At 46.2% G+C, this 14,436-nt stretch carries 13 protein-coding genes, 1 tRNA gene and 1 pseudogene; 2 read left to right on the top strand and 13 right to left on the bottom strand.

Annotated elements, in window-relative coordinates; translation table 11 throughout:
* Positions 1 to 8: 8 nt before the first annotated feature.
* From QUB61_RS15240 to nadA, 13 genes and pseudogenes are all read right to left on the bottom strand, one after another.
* Complete coding sequence (locus QUB61_RS15240) at positions 9 to 854, bottom strand: hypothetical protein (RefSeq protein WP_333129588.1); 846 nt, start codon at positions 852 to 854, stop codon at positions 9 to 11.
* Between the two features lie 993 nt (positions 855 to 1,847).
* The gene (locus QUB61_RS15235; protein WP_333129585.1) at positions 1,848 to 3,443 is read right to left on the bottom strand and encodes a tetratricopeptide repeat protein; all 1,596 of its coding nucleotides are present in this window, start codon (positions 3,441 to 3,443) and stop codon (positions 1,848 to 1,850) included.
* 327 nt (positions 3,444 to 3,770) lie between these two features.
* Entirely contained in the window at positions 3,771 to 4,178 is a 408-nt protein-coding gene (locus QUB61_RS15230; protein ID WP_333129583.1) for a hypothetical protein, read from the bottom strand.
* 271 nt (positions 4,179 to 4,449) lie between these two features.
* Complete coding sequence (locus tag QUB61_RS15225; RefSeq protein WP_333129581.1) at positions 4,450 to 5,271, bottom strand: sigma-70 family RNA polymerase sigma factor; 822 nt, start codon at positions 5,269 to 5,271, stop codon at positions 4,450 to 4,452.
* Positions 5,272 to 5,682: 411 nt separating this feature from the next.
* Positions 5,683 to 5,835, bottom strand: a pseudogene (locus tag QUB61_RS15220) (IS701 family transposase); the annotation flags it as partial.
* A gap of 285 nt (positions 5,836 to 6,120) precedes the next feature.
* The gene (locus tag QUB61_RS15215) at positions 6,121 to 6,837 is read right to left on the bottom strand and encodes a DUF2996 domain-containing protein (protein ID WP_333129579.1); all 717 of its coding nucleotides are present in this window, start codon (positions 6,835 to 6,837) and stop codon (positions 6,121 to 6,123) included.
* A gap of 184 nt (positions 6,838 to 7,021) precedes the next feature.
* Positions 7,022 to 7,909, bottom strand: a complete 888-nt coding sequence (locus QUB61_RS15210; RefSeq protein ID WP_333129578.1) for a hypothetical protein — start codon at positions 7,907 to 7,909, stop codon at positions 7,022 to 7,024.
* A gap of 136 nt (positions 7,910 to 8,045) precedes the next feature.
* On the bottom strand, positions 8,046 to 8,600 hold the full coding sequence (locus QUB61_RS15205; RefSeq protein ID WP_333129576.1) for a hypothetical protein: 555 nt from the start codon (positions 8,598 to 8,600) through the stop codon (positions 8,046 to 8,048).
* Positions 8,601 to 8,939: 339 nt separating this feature from the next.
* On the bottom strand, positions 8,940 to 9,056 hold the full coding sequence (locus QUB61_RS15200; RefSeq protein WP_333129573.1) for a photosystem I reaction center subunit VIII: 117 nt from the start codon (positions 9,054 to 9,056) through the stop codon (positions 8,940 to 8,942).
* Positions 9,057 to 9,113: 57 nt separating this feature from the next.
* Positions 9,114 to 9,623 (bottom strand): photosystem I reaction center protein subunit XI, encoded by a 510-nt coding sequence (locus QUB61_RS15195; protein WP_333129663.1) that lies wholly within the window; start codon positions 9,621 to 9,623, stop codon positions 9,114 to 9,116.
* Positions 9,624 to 9,737: 114 nt separating this feature from the next.
* Complete coding sequence (locus QUB61_RS15190) at positions 9,738 to 10,454, bottom strand: TIGR04283 family arsenosugar biosynthesis glycosyltransferase (protein ID WP_333129571.1); 717 nt, start codon at positions 10,452 to 10,454, stop codon at positions 9,738 to 9,740.
* Between the two features lie 436 nt (positions 10,455 to 10,890).
* Complete coding sequence (locus QUB61_RS15185; RefSeq protein WP_333129570.1) at positions 10,891 to 11,505, bottom strand: TIGR04282 family arsenosugar biosynthesis glycosyltransferase; 615 nt, start codon at positions 11,503 to 11,505, stop codon at positions 10,891 to 10,893.
* Positions 11,506 to 11,690: 185 nt separating this feature from the next.
* A complete protein-coding gene (nadA, locus tag QUB61_RS15180) occupies positions 11,691 to 12,659 on the bottom strand; it encodes a quinolinate synthase NadA (protein ID WP_333129568.1) in 969 nt (322 codons plus the stop codon).
* Positions 12,660 to 13,225: 566 nt separating this feature from the next.
* On the opposite strand from nadA, the gene QUB61_RS15175 reads away from it, so the two are divergent.
* Complete coding sequence (locus tag QUB61_RS15175) at positions 13,226 to 14,143, top strand: TIGR04168 family protein (RefSeq protein ID WP_333129566.1); 918 nt, start codon at positions 13,226 to 13,228, stop codon at positions 14,141 to 14,143.
* Between the two features lie 37 nt (positions 14,144 to 14,180).
* A tRNA-Ser gene (locus tag QUB61_RS15170) sits at positions 14,181 to 14,267 on the top strand.
* Positions 14,268 to 14,436 lie beyond the last annotated feature (169 nt).

Raw genomic sequence — 14,436 nt, 5'->3', positions numbered from 1 at the left:
TTCATCTATTATTCTAGCCACCTACTCTTGTACTCATATTTGAGTTTGAGGGTGTAATCCCAATTACCGCTTATCAATCCTCCTTGATGCACTAATTTCCAGTCTATTTCATCCGATCTAGGCAATTCCTTATTTTTATCGTCAATTAAGAACGCATCCTGATAACGACCCAATTCATCATCATCGTCCAATGTACCCCCCGCTGCTGATAGGACATTTGTCACTGTGCCTATTATACCTCCCACAACTATCGCTGTAGCTCCTTGTCCAGATAGCACCGCTAGTGCTCCCACTATTGACAACGCTCCTCCTATTAATGAGGCCGCGTATGGCGCGTTGAATCTGCTCTTAGAGTCACTTTCCATTGCTTTCAGTCCTATCACAACATAGCTGTTGCTGTTGACTTCGGCTTGGAAGAAAGGGGGGTATAAAAAGTACCTGGGCATGGGTGTGAGCGATAAGCTATTTCTTACCTTAATATCGACTGGGTCTGTCGCTATTGGTGTTACGTGAATCGGTTTTAGTAATGATTGGTTCAAATCGTATATTGTCACTCCTCCTACAAGGTAAAATTGATCAACTAATAGATCTTCGGTGTCCCTGACCACTAGACTCTCTAATTGCAGCGTCATGTGGACTTTTGTTAGTTTTGATGTGGCTGTTGGCGGTAGCATTATGAAGTAATCTATCTGCAATTCTAGATGCTCATTCTCCAATACTTTTATTTGTTTGAACCTAGGTTCAAATCTCTTTGTCCCTTCTTCGGTGAACTCTACTGAAAATTCCTTCTTTTCTCCTTTGTACCTTACGCAGAAGTCCACTTTTACTGATTGCCTGTATCTATACTCTGCCATGAAATTCCAATAACTCTTCTTTCCATCTGTCTGCACGACGAGAGGCGATGACAGACTGATGTTATAGCATCGTCTATACTGACGCCCAATACGATCATTTCTTCTACCGGGTCTCCGGTAATCTGTTTGATTTGGAGTATTGTTAGGAGCTTGCTCATTTCTTTGTCTGTGTATGGGTGTAAGTTGCAAGCGAATTTATACCCAGTTGCATTCAAACATAGTAGTTGAGACAGACGCCGAGACGGGGGGACAGGGGACGCGGCGAAAATCAATGTGCTACGTATGAATGCAACTTGGTATTATTCGCTGTCCCCTTTCGGGGTTGGATAAGCAGAGGAGTAGTACTTATCCATTTCACGGTATGCCGTGAATAGTCTTGCTCCTCCAGTCAAGTGAGCCTCAACAATGTCTTTATACGATTAGGTTCGAGTAACTACTATCGCTGGTATTGTCCCTCCCGCATCGTATGAAACGGTTATGTCTTTATTGGTAGCTGTGTTACAGAGTGCGAATTGACGTGAAGATGCTTGATTAAGTGTTAGGCTTGTACCTGGGTCACAGGAATTTGCACCTGTTATGGTAATCGCTCCTGTTTGATTTGTTGAGAATGGGGCAAAAACCTCAATCATATGCTGGTTCTGTGATGTTTTGAAGGTACACATTCTTCCTACGTTTAGTAGTGTTCCTTGACCTTGATTGCAGGTTGGTACGTTTTGTGCGGAGGCATTCCCCGGCGATAGTAGGGCAAATGCACCTATCACTATCGCAGATATTAGTAGTCCTCTGACTATCAGATTTCTAATGTAATTCATTTGTGTCTACACCTTACTTATTGATGACAAATAGACAAAATGTGAGTTAAAAACAGTGACATTAGGCATAAGACTGAGATTCATGCCTAAGTGTTTTTCTCTCACAATCTTTAGACGTTTCCCAACCCCAATTTGGGAATTTTTCGAGTTAGGAGCAAATTTTCTCTCCAAAAATCCACCCTCAACCCCTAGAACCCTTCCTCCCCTTACCCTTCAACCGCAGCAAACTCTTCTCAACCTCCCCGCGAGCCGGATACAACAACTGCTGACTCAAAGCACTTTCATAAGCCTCTATCGCTCCCAACCTATCCCTCAATCCCACACAAGCTCTCCCTAACCAGTAGTCAGCCATAGCCCCGTTAAACCCTCTCAATTCCTGACATCCCTCACCGGCAACTTTCCACCATCGCTGACTAGCCCCAACATCCCCCAGCACCTGGTAACTCTCCGCCAGCCACAGCGCCGTCGGCACCAATTGCAGAGAAATTCCCGCTGGTAACAACTTCCATCCTTTCTCCAACGCCTCCACCGCTTCTTGATGTTTAAGCGCCAAAGCCAACACCCGCCCATGACGAAACCAAGTATCAACTAACTGCGGCTGAAGTTTCGTCGCCTGAACAGAAACACTACATCCTCGTTCAATCTCTTTGAAGTGTTCTACCAACACCCGCCCCGCAGTCGCCCAAACACTCCAACGTTCAGGAAATCGTTTCAGCATCTGTTCGACCACAAAACGCAATTCTTCCCAGCGTTTGGTAACCGGTAAAATTTCACACAAGACCTGATAAATTGCACAATCATCGGGATACAGTTGATAAGCATTCGCCATCATGTGTGCTGCCTTTTGATATTCTCCCGTGTCGTATAAGCACCAGCCATAGTAATACCAACCATAAGGATGTTTGCGGTGTTCGGTGGTAAACTCTGCTAACACCTCCACACCTTGCCGCCAATCGCCTCGGAAAATGTGATAATAGCCCAGAGAATTGTGAGCCTCAGCCCCATGAGGAGTTTGTAGCAGTAAAGAGGTAATCATCTTTTTCGTCAGTTTCCCCTCTTCACCAGAAACTAATTTCATCTGAAGACGTTGCTCAATTTGTCGTTGCAGTACCCTAAAATCATTCGGAAATAGAGCTATCAGCTTGCTCAACAGCTCTGTTGCGGCGCTCATATCCCCCACCGCTAGCAGTGCATCATGGCTGTAAATCAACGCCACAAGATCATCTGGGTTGATTGCCAAAATTTGCTCCACAGCACTGAGCACGCCAAGATGATTTTCTATCTGCTGATACACCTGTGCCAAAGCCAGCCGGTGAACGACTTTTTCAGGTTCTAAATGAGTTGCTAAATTAAAGGCAATAATTGCTTTGTCACTCTCACCCCGACAAACTGCAATCAATCCCTTGATATGATGCTGAGTCGCTTCGTTTTCGGAACACGACAAGGCTTTTTCATAGACTTCTATTGCCTCTTTTTCTCGTTTCATTAGCTGCAATAGTTTCCCTAGTTGCAGCCGCACACCCATTAATTGCAGTTGTCGCTCAATCACTTGATGATATTCGGCAACCGCTTGTTGCCAGTCTCCCATCTGGTAAAGCAAATTAGCTAGTTCTAACCTTTTTTTCCATCCTTGGGGATATTTCTGAACATACTTACTTAAAGTGTTCAATTTCTGCTCTTGTCTAGTTAGCTTTTCTTCTAAGAAAAAGTGAACATTCATCTCTAGCCCAGAAGATTGGCAGAACTGCACCAATGATGTGGCAAAGTATCCAGACATAATTTAGACTGGCTATAGATAAGGGGAAATAGAATAATTTACCTCGATCGGATTATGTCTTAGTTACTCAAACTGAACAAGCCAAAGAAGATTACTTATTATCAAGGAAAATTAATGCGATCGCGTCAATCAATGGCTCTCTCGTAAACGAAAAGCGATATCTACGACGGGCGTTGCCTACGCACTGCGAAAAAAAGCGATCGCGCCCTTCGTCGAGTGGGCAAGATCGCTTTTTCTTCAAGTTTTTGAACACTGAAATGGAGCAGCACTAAGTTGGTAATGTCCCCAAAGTCAAAGAGATTTCACTCTCACGCATTATGGATTATTTTACCTTATTTCTATTGCTTCATCAAATATATTGTCTAGCTCATCGGAGTCCTTACGGTTGGCAAATTGCCCTGTATCGTCTGCCCAAACTGTTAGCATTGTAAAACATTGCTTAACTGATAACGCTTTTTGAGTGTTGCAGTGATCGAATAATCTTTTCTTCCTGTCTGCTGGATTCTTCCATATCTCGTCAAATGCTTGGAACGTGGCATATGCCCCAGGTACTCTACTCAGCATATCCCTGAACTGACCAGCAATTAAATAAGTATCTGGTGTTAAATTTAACTGCCTAGATGGAATACTTTCCACAGGAAGTTTTACCGTGTCTGACTGAAACTTTTCAGAGGTAATCGAGTTGGTAGCAGCAAAGCTGCTTATGGATGTAGATGACCACAGGAGACTTGCCACGAGTGCGATCTGGATTTTGCGGGATGTACTCATTTTTTGTTAAGAAAGATGTAACTAATGCCTGGACTCTAAGCGGTTTTATCTGACCGCTTATTTATTAGTTAGACGTTTTCCCACCCCTATTTGGGAATTTTTCGAGTTACGAGCAAATTTTCTCCCCAAAAATCCCCCCTCAACCCCTATAACCCTTGCTCCTCTTACCGTTGAACCGCTGCAATATCCTCTCAACTTCCCCAAAGGCGGGATAAACAACGGCTGACTCAACGCACTTTCATCTCCAGACTAGAAGAGTAGTAGAGATGTAGGAATGATGGGGTAAAGTTTCCAGACATAGTACGGTGACTTGATAGCTAATTTCTTCATCCTGGCTTTTTGGGGGAATTAGTGATTCCCAATTGCATTGGGGTTGAGACTTTTCTGGCAAAGGAATTACCAACTTTAAGGCGGGCGAGGAAGAATTTAGAGGAGTATCATCTTCACCGGCAAGATATTTGGTTAAATGCTTTCGCAGAATTCGGCAGGCTTTGCTCACGCATTTGCGGACGTTTTCTTCAGAGAAGAGAAATAGCTTGGCAATATCTTGATAAGATTTATTTTGGTAGTGGTATAAGACAAAAGTATCGCGGAGTCTGGGAGGCAAGAAGTCAATTTTATGGTGGATATATGCCTGCAATTCCAGGTCTATAAGATTAGGTTCAGTAAATCCTAAGTTAGAATAAAGTGCTGGATAATCTTCAAGTTTAATCTCGTCTATGTTTTTAATTATTAATGTTTCTCGTTTTAGTTTTCGATGCAAATCTATGCAGAAGTTATAGAGAACTTGAGTTAACCAAGCTTTAGGACATTTAATTTGACTTCCATAGTTTTGCCATTCTGTCCAGGCTTTAAGCATTGCCTGACTCAATACTTCTTCGGCCTCGATTGGGTTTGAGTTCATCCACTTGAAACAGCAATGGGAAAGATAATCTTGATGCGCCTGCCATTCTTGCCAAAAAATTGTATTTTTATCTTCAGTTTCATCCGATAGGATTGATGGAGCCACTGATTGAGAAGATGACCTGATTTTATGAGTTCTATGGCTATTGCTTTCCATTTACTTTTATATAACCTGAGTTCGGGTTAAGCAGCTTGGGACATGGAAAAGTTATGTTTTCATATATTCGGTACGCATTCACTGAAACTAAGTAGATGAGTGGGAAAATACATAAGTATGTCATAAGCTGTTGTGCATCTAATTTGACAGTCAATTTTTCTACAATTATTGTGGGACGGGCAGGAGAGCCCGTCTCTGTATTCAATTTAGATGTGTAGCAGGTTAGCTGCATGAAACGAAGCTATTGGCTTAAGGTTCTGGCAGCTTTACATTCGGTTACATAGCGAGGTTTCTTTGCGCCTACCTACTTATTCCATTATCTATAGCGGTTCTCAAGAAAGTGAGGTATGTCCTATGCCCTATACCCTATGCCCTATGCCCTATAGTACCTCATGTTACTGAGAAAGGCTATACTTTACCTACACTTCCCAAATATTGTCTAGCTACATAGTCAGTCTTTTTTACTTTTTTTCTATCTCCTATTTCATCAATTACTATGGTAATTGTCTTTCCCTTTAATTGTTTGAGAATCTTCGTTAATCTTTTTTCATTCAGTTCAGTTACTTGCGAAGCTGATACCCGTGCAAGTCCCGAAGCAGTGCTTGAGGTAAACGCACAAAGTGGCAACAGAAATCATCAATGTGGCAGAAAACTTTTTCTAGACTAGACATGGGAGGCGCCGACTGAATCATCTTTAACATACAGCAGATTCCACATTTATGAAGTACACCCGCCTATCGTGAGCTTCCCCGTAGGGACACGGCACTGCCGTGTCCCTACAATTCACAAACCTGGAATACGCTGTATTTCAGCTTACACGGCTCCTCCTTTTCTTATCCCGAACTCAGGTTAATTAAGATTTAGCCATTTTTGAGCGTTAAGCCGCTGGACTACGCCAAACACCATGAGGTCTAGTGTTACCTTGCGCTCGTCTATCAAAAAAGGCTCTAAAGTGCTGGTTTTAGTATTATTTTCAGCGCAGGAAAATGCTCTTTGACTTTGAATATTTTCTTGAGGAAAATACAGATTAAATTGGCGCTGACCTTCTTGGAATTTCCCAATTACCTGCCAGCAATCCCCGGCGGAACTCATGCCCGCAACCGGGAGTTTTTGCTTTGCCAAACTCACCTCTAAATCCTTAACCCCCTGCTTAGTCAAAGCAGTTTGCAAAGCGGGCAAATAATCTTGTTGAATAAATTCCGCAAAGGGCTTGTCTTCAACAGCAGGTGCTTTTTCCTTTTTGGCTTTAGCTGGGGGCTTGTCGCCTTCGGCCTTGGCTGCAGGCTTTTTAGCAGCCGCCTGGGGCTTGTCAGTGCTGGGCAAGTCGGTTGTCTCGGGTGCGTCGGAACTCGGGGCGCGATCGATCGAAGCACTGGGAGTTTCCGATTCGCCAGCGGTAGGATTTTTCGGTTCTTTCTTGGCTGCGGGTTTTTTAGCAGCCGGCTGAGGCTTGTCAGTGCTGGGCAAGTCGGTTGTCTCGGGTGCGTCGGAACTCGGGGCGTGCTCGATCGAAGCGCTGGGAGTTTCGGATTCGCCAGCGGTAGGATTTTTCGGTTCTTCTGACATTAACGCTTCCTGTTAAAAGTGCTCGGTAAAAGGAGTTGTGAGTGCAGGTGGGGGCGATCGACTCGATCGATCGCACATACTTTTTACCCTTAACCCAACCTGAGAGAATTGCGAGTCAAAAAAATTTGAACTCAAAACACTGTCAGGGCGATCGTCGGCAAACATCACAACTCCTTAGATTATTCTAAATCTCAGCGACAGCTCGTTCAATCAAACGGCGGGCGAGAGTTTGAACACCGGTGTGTTCGTAGTAGTTGGTAGTCATATCGAGGAATGCGCCCACGTAGTCCACCTTGTCGGCAGAAACGTCTACAAAATTCTGCAAGTGGCCGAGTACGTTTTGGGGAGTCAAACCTCGATCGCTCACAAAAGAGCTCATCCAGCCAGAAACCGAGTTAAAGCTTTCGCCGATAAAGCCAAGCTGGCCGGCGGGAGATCCCCCAGGAATCATGCCGCCGATCGCATTAAATGACGGATTGGATTGCAAATCGTTCGGGGAGAGCCTCTGAATCCAAGACTGAGTTGCCATGATAAAGTCCGGGCCCAGGGGAATCAAACCGTCAAAACAAACCAAAGCGGCCATCCGCATCAGGGATTCGCCGCCGTAGTCGCCCAAGGAAGCGGCAAAATCGCCGATGCTGTCGCCGGGAATGCCGTTGATTTGGCAAAAAGCGAGCAACTCAGTGACTAACTTCAGAGAAAGGTCGATCGTTTGAGCTTTTTCCGGCTTGGGAGTGAGATTGCCCAGCATGGACAAAAACGGCACATTTTGGGCGACTTTGTTAGCGAGGGCGGCAGTGCCCAAAGCCTTGTCGGCACTGTCAATAGTTTGGTAGAGCCAGAGAGCGCGCTGGTAGCCCTCAGATTTATCGTTGTAGAGGTAGATGGCGCGCTCGCCAATTTGCTGGATCAGTTCTTCGTCTGTTTCGCCAGTAACGGTGCGAATGGTATTTTCAAAGCCAACTAAATTGTTCCACTCGCCGGGAACCACAAAGTCAAGCGCTCGCAGGGCTTTGACAGTCATGTTGTCTTGAGGCAGTGTATCGACTAATTCAAAGACTGTTTTGCTCACAAAAAACTCCTTATGCTGGAACGAAAATCAAAGGTATTACTTTTGGCAGATGGCAAAAACTTCACACTCTTTCTGGCAAACTTAGTTTTGATAGCACCAGACTCGAGTCGGGGGCGGAGTTTGACAAGAGACATTGCTACTTGACGCGGGCGAGGCCGCCGAGGTTAAATTTTGACAGCCAAGCTTCGCGATCGCTCGCGGTAAAAGAGGGACTGCGCGATTGAACTTTCACCTGATAGCGATTTGCCACTAAAACAGCGGTACCATTAGCACCCTGATTAACAGCGGGATAGCCACTGATTTGCTTGGTACTTTGCTGAAATTTTGTAGCTGCGCTGGGGTTGCCGGCGATGTCGTTAATCGAGAGTACCGCGACATTTTTACCGTCTTTGTTCAACTTAGCTTCAGCAAAACCGGATTTTTCTTGAGCAAAAACGCGATCGAATCCACCGCCAGAAGACGGGAAGTATTTATTTAACTTACCACCTGCAACTGCCTTCTTGGGCAGGTTTTGATTACTAGCAGTTGATTTGTCAGCAGTTGTCTGCTGCGCTTTACCAGGTTTTTGGGTACTTTCCTGCTGGGCTTTGTCCCAGCGGGAGGGGGCTTGAGTTTGACCGCAGGAAGTCACCAGCAGCAGTACCGAGATCAGGAATGGAGCTAAGATTCGGCGTGCGGGGAAAAATTGCATCGCTGTCTCCTCATGAGGTAGGTTTCCATAACAATTGTGGCTCAGAATTTGGCAATTTGTGTGCCCGGAGGAGATAATTTGTCTTCTGTGTAAAAAAAATCCTCTGCCGGCAGGCAGAGGATTTTTTGGCAATTACGAGTTCAGAAGGAAGAAAACTGAAAGATTGCTTTACAGATAAATTCTGGAGATGGGGGTAAAGAAACTAAGTTTTCTGATAGCCAGCAATCTCAAAACAACTTTTGCTGATTTTCCCTAGATTTATCTAGAAATTTTAGAGCAATTGTTCGTCAATTGTCTTACTTCGGCTTTCCAACTTAGCTCTTACTTTAGGGGTAAGGATCAGGCGTCGCTTTCAATGTAGATAAACAACAAACCCATTACCACAACTGGCATCAGCCAGCAAACTACCGGAATCAAAATCCAAGGCAAGAAAGAAGCAGCGTAGGAACCTGTCATATCAAATTCTCCAAACTAAAGTTAGTGTGTTCCAACAGGGATATTTGGGAGTGGAGTCTAATTATTGACTAAACCCCGGAAAATGGCATCAACGCCCTTAAAGTTTTCGAGTAAGAAGTAAGCAGCAAAGACGCCGCTCATCCCGCCAATGAAGAAACCAGCGGTTAACTGGCTCCACCCTTCAGCATTTCTGAGGGAATCGGGAGTCATCGGATTAGCGCTAGGGTAGCTGGTGTTGTCTTGTTTGAAAGAGACTAAACCGTAGGCAGACATACCTAGTGTGCCGAGCAGAACTAAGACGAGGGCTGTAATTAATCCGCCGAGATTAGCTGCTTCGGGATAATCCCGCAGGGGTCCGAAGACGATTTCCGGACCGACGAGGAAATAGCCGTGTGCCAAACCGATTTCTAGACCTCGAACTAGGGGCGAGAGTCCTTTGCGGTAGATGGGCAAGTTCCCAATGAATGCTTTTGTGAAATCAGAAGCACTGATGGGAGTTGCTAGATGACCCGTGAAGGGGTCGCCGTTAAAGGGTTTAATAAGCTCTGCATCTCTGGGATCGGCCATATTCTCTTTTTCCTCGCTGTGCGTAAAAGTTGAGGCGTTCAAGTCATATTTTACGCAGGGAGGTGTTTCCTATTTGCATAATTGGCAGCGAGCTTTAGAAAAGTTCACTATTCTTTAGTTTTTGGAAGAATTTTTCTTTTGTCCCTTATACCAGAAAGCGAGTCGATCGGGCGACACCCCTAAGAAATAAGCGATGATTACTATTTGATTAAGGGCGGTGGTTTTGATGACCCCAAGCTGCTGCCAGCGGCGGACGGATGTCAGCACTGGCTGGGGTACTATTTCGATGTCGCCTTGTTTTTTCAACCGCCGCACGAATTCAAAGTCTTCCATGAGGGGCAAGTCGGGAAAACCGCCAATTTTGTCAAAGGTAGCGGCTTTGAGGAAAATAGCTTGGTCGCCGTAGGGCATTTGCAGAAAGTTCGATCGCCACTTTACCCCTGTTTCTACCAGCCGGAGGCCCAGGCTGCGGGCGTCTATCTTGAGTTCAAAGGCCCCCGCTACAGCAGACGGGTTAGCTAGTGTCCGACGCGCGCTATCGTCGTACCCGCGAGGCAAAAGAGTGTCTGCGTGGAGAAACAGCAGGATATCTCCAGTAGCAGCGGCGGCACCTGCATTCATTTGGGTGGCGCGGCCTGGGGCGGTGGAGATAACTCGGACGCCCAAAGATTTTGCTATATCTGCTGTACCGTCGCTGCTGCTGCCGTCGGCGACAATTATTTCGACATTTTTAGCCTCAAGGGCGGTGGAGATGACTCGGGCAATTGTAGGTGCTTCGTTTAAGACGGGAATGATAATGGAAATTTTGAGATTGGGATTTTCTGGCGACATACAGAATTAAGCACCCCGTGAGAGAGGGTGGGTTTTGTACAAAGCTTATCGGTTATGAGAGTCAATTTTTTACGCCGGGAGCGCCCCTACATTGGGCCTTAAGGTCGGAGGGCGAGTTTTGTACAAAGCTTATCTGTTAGTTGCTCATTTAGTCGCTCATTTTTTACGCCGGGAGCGCGCCTACATTGGGCTTTCATCTGGCAGGGCGGGTTTCCTACAAAGCTGAGCTGTTAGTTGCTAATTTATTTGCTAATTTTTGCTTTTTTCTCGCGCCTGGGACTATTGTCCCAAGCGCTGTCTAACTGCTACTGAGATTCAGCATTTGGTTAGACAAATACACTTACTATATTATGACCTTCTGGTTTCAGAATCAAGTAGTTTTATCTAATTAGATATGACAATTCCTAATAATTGAGAGACCTTAAATAGAGTTTAGTTATTTCAATATATTAATATCTAAACCGAGGAGGTCTTCTGGTCTATCGATATCTGCAAGAGTGGGAAGATAAGCAATATTGAGGTCTAGCTTTTGGGCGATGGCCCGCGTACAAGCAAATACTTCACTGGTTCCCCAGTCAATGCCACCAAACAATTCCGGTATCAATCGCCGCAGCCCGATCAGATAATAACCTCCATCTTTTGCAGGACCCAAAACTAAATCGTGCTGGCTCAGTTCCTCAAAAGCTTGTGCCATAATTTCTGCTTTCAAACCAGGACAATCAGTGCCGATAATTGCAGTTTTCTCAACCCCGGAATTAAAAGAGTTTTCAAAGGCTGCTGTCATTCTAGCGCCCAAATCGCCTTCTCTTTGATTTTCACAAATAATATCATTTCCCAACCACTCTTGCATCAGTTGTTGGCTGCCGCCGGCTCGGTGAATTTCTACCGATAATTGGCGGGATTTTTGGAGAGAGAGAGCGCAGGCGATCGTCCGTTGGGCCATCAAGCGGTGAAGGTTGGCAGCGCCTGTTTTTCCCAGCACCGGAATTAGTCGAGTTTTGGTTGTTCCCGGCTCTGGATAGCGGGTGAAAACAATCAGTTTTTCGGGCATCTTTTATCGTTCAGGAGTTTTAAAGGAAGGAACCGCAGAGGCACAGAGGCGCAGAGTTCGAGAAGAGAAAGAGTTGACAACTGATTCACGGATTGCCGATCGATGTTGGTGGGTTAGGCGATGACTTAATTTAATCGCCGCGCCCAACCCAGCATACAATGTATTTACTTAAAAATAGCCAGGGGTTAGCTCATTTCTAGCATTCGCTGGATGGGCTGCAAGGCTGCTAGTTGAATATCTAGAGGCATGGTAATTTCAGGGGTTTGATTTTTTAGGGAGAGATACAATTTTTCCAAGGTATTTAATCTCATGTGCGGGCATTCGTTGCAAGCGCAGTTATTATTGGTTGAGGGAGCGGGGATGAAGCGTTTGTGCGGAGCTTGCTTTTGCATTTGGTGAATGATTCCCGGTTCAGTCGCGACAATAAAAGCTTGGCTGGAACTAGCTTGAGAATATTTGAGCAAAGCGGTGGTGGAGCCGATGTAATTAGCGTGGCGCAGGACGGGAGGTTCGCATTCTGGGTGGGCAATTATTTCGGCTTCTGGATTTTCGATTTTGAGTTGAACTATCTTTTTTTCTGAGAAGTTTTCGTGGACGATGCAGGCTCCTTGCCAGATTTCCATGTTTCTACCGGTTTGTTCCATGACGTAGCGGCCGAGATTGCGGTCTGGCCCAAAAATTATCGGCTGATTTTCGGGAATTTGCTTGACAATTTTAACAGCGTTAGAACTGGTGCAAATTATATCGCTCATTGCCTTAATTGCGGCGGTACAATTAATGTAGGAAATTACCAAATGTCCTGGGCGATCGGCTTTGAAAGCTGCAAAGGCTTCGGGAGGGCAACTGTCGGCGAGGGAACACCCAGCATTTAAGTCTGGCAACAATACTAATTTGTCGGGATTGAGAATTTTTGCGGTTTCTGCCATGAAATGAACTCCGGCAAAAACTATGACATCTGCGCTGGTGTTGGCGGCTTTGCGGGCAAGTTCTAGGGAGTCGCCAATGAAGTCTGCGATGTCTTGAATCTCGGAGTCTTGGTAATAGTGGGCGAGAATGACGGCGTTCAACTCTTGTTTGAGGGCGTTAATTGCTGCAAACAAGTCGTCGGGCAGTCGGGTTTGAGTAAAGTAGGGAGCTGGTGCGGTAGTAAACACAGTTAGAATATTCCGGGGAAGGTGGCGAAGACAGCTAAAGTGTATTTTGAATTATAGTTGAATTCACCAAAAAGTGCTGGCTGTTCAGTGGAGCCCATCTAAAATCTAAAATCTAAAATCTAAAATTGCCTGGGGGAGTGTGCAAAAATTGGTTGCTGTTTCTTATGCTGATAATAAGAAGGAGCCTAAAAGCTCGATCGCACATAACAAGTCAGGAACCTCAGCCTGAAGGCATGAGGCTTGAAGGAGAAATCTAACAAGCCGTTCCCCTAGGGCCGAGCGTCTTAATTGACTCGGTTTTTTGAGTCAGGACAACCGCTTGATGCGTAGCTAGTCCCTCGCTCTGTCGCTAGCGGTTAAACAGTCTGGTATGTCACGCTCGACAGTGCTGCTAGCCGGCGGTCGCTCACTAAACAAAGGCACAAAGCTAACTTTACTCCGAAAGGAGATTGAGGCAACCATACCTCACCTCTGGGGCAACCATACCCCTCCACCCCGCTGTATGTTTTAACTCAATGTAAAGCCGTCCTAAAAGGACGGGGTTTCAAACCCATATTTCTGATGAAATGAACAAAGCTAAATCTATCAAAATTGCGGTGGTGGGGGATGTTCACGATCGCTGGGAACCTGAAGACGGCGAGGCCCTGAAGCATCTGGGCGTTGATTTGGTGCTGTTTGTGGGGGATTTTGGCAATGAGTCGGTGGAGGTGGTGCGGGCGATCGCCCAATTGGACATTCCGAAAGCAGCGGTGTTTGGCAACCACGACGCTTGGTACACGGCGACGGAGTGGGGCCGGAGTCAGTGCCCTTACGATCGCACTCAAGAAAATTGGGTGAAACAGCAGTTAGATTTAATGGGAGAAGCTCACGTCGGTTACGGGAAACGGGATTTTCCAGAATTGGGCGTAACAGTCGTGGGAAGCCGCCCGTTTACTTGGGGGGGCTCGGAGTGGAAGTACGGGGATTTTTACTCGGAGTGGTTTGGGGTAGAAAGTTTTGAGGAGTCGGCGCGGCGCATAGCAGGGGCTGCGGCTCTGGCGGACTGCGAAAATGTGATTTTTTTGGGTCACACGGGCCCGACGGGGTTGGGAGAGGCTCCTGAAGACCCCTGCGGGCGAGATTGGAAACCGCTGGGAGGGGATTGGGGCGACCCTGATTTTGCGGAGGCGATCGATCGAACTCGGAGTTCGGGAAAGCACATACCTCTGGTAACTTTTGGTCATATGCACCACAAACTGCGGCACAAAAAGCATGAGTTGCGGAAGTCGCTGGAGGTGAGTGCGGAGGGTACAGTTTATTTGAATGCGGCTAGCGTACCGCGAATTGTCGAGAGAGAGTGCTCGAAACTGCGGAATTTCTCGATCGTCCTGCTGGAAAATGGAGGAGTGTCCGAAGTGTCTCTGGTGTGGCTGGGAGAGGATTTCGCGGTGGCCTTAGAACAAATTCTTTATCGGCGGACTGAATCTGCGGCTATTTGTAGTTAGTGGCAGTTGCTGGTATGATAAATTAATGTATGCGCCCGGAGAGGTGGCAGAGTGGTCGAATGCGCTCGACTTGAAATCGAGTGTGGCAGTGATGTCACCGTGGGTTCAAATCCCACCCTCTCCGTTTTTGAGAAAATGCCCGATTTTTGGGTGATCGCAACTTTGTCAGACACACCCGATTTCAATTGAGGGCCGTAAAGGCCGAGAGTCGATCGCTCAACTAAAACAGCAGGAGTCCCGCACTCTAACGGTACCCCGTTGAGTGTCGGGAGGAATGCGCGTGAGGCGTACCC

Source organism: Microcoleus sp. C2D2 (genome assembly GCF_036702495.1).
GTDB lineage: Bacteria > Cyanobacteriota > Cyanobacteriia > Cyanobacteriales > Microcoleaceae > Microcoleus.
The sequence above is the reverse complement of the archived record's forward strand: the minus strand, read 5'-3'. Positions and strand labels throughout refer to the sequence as shown.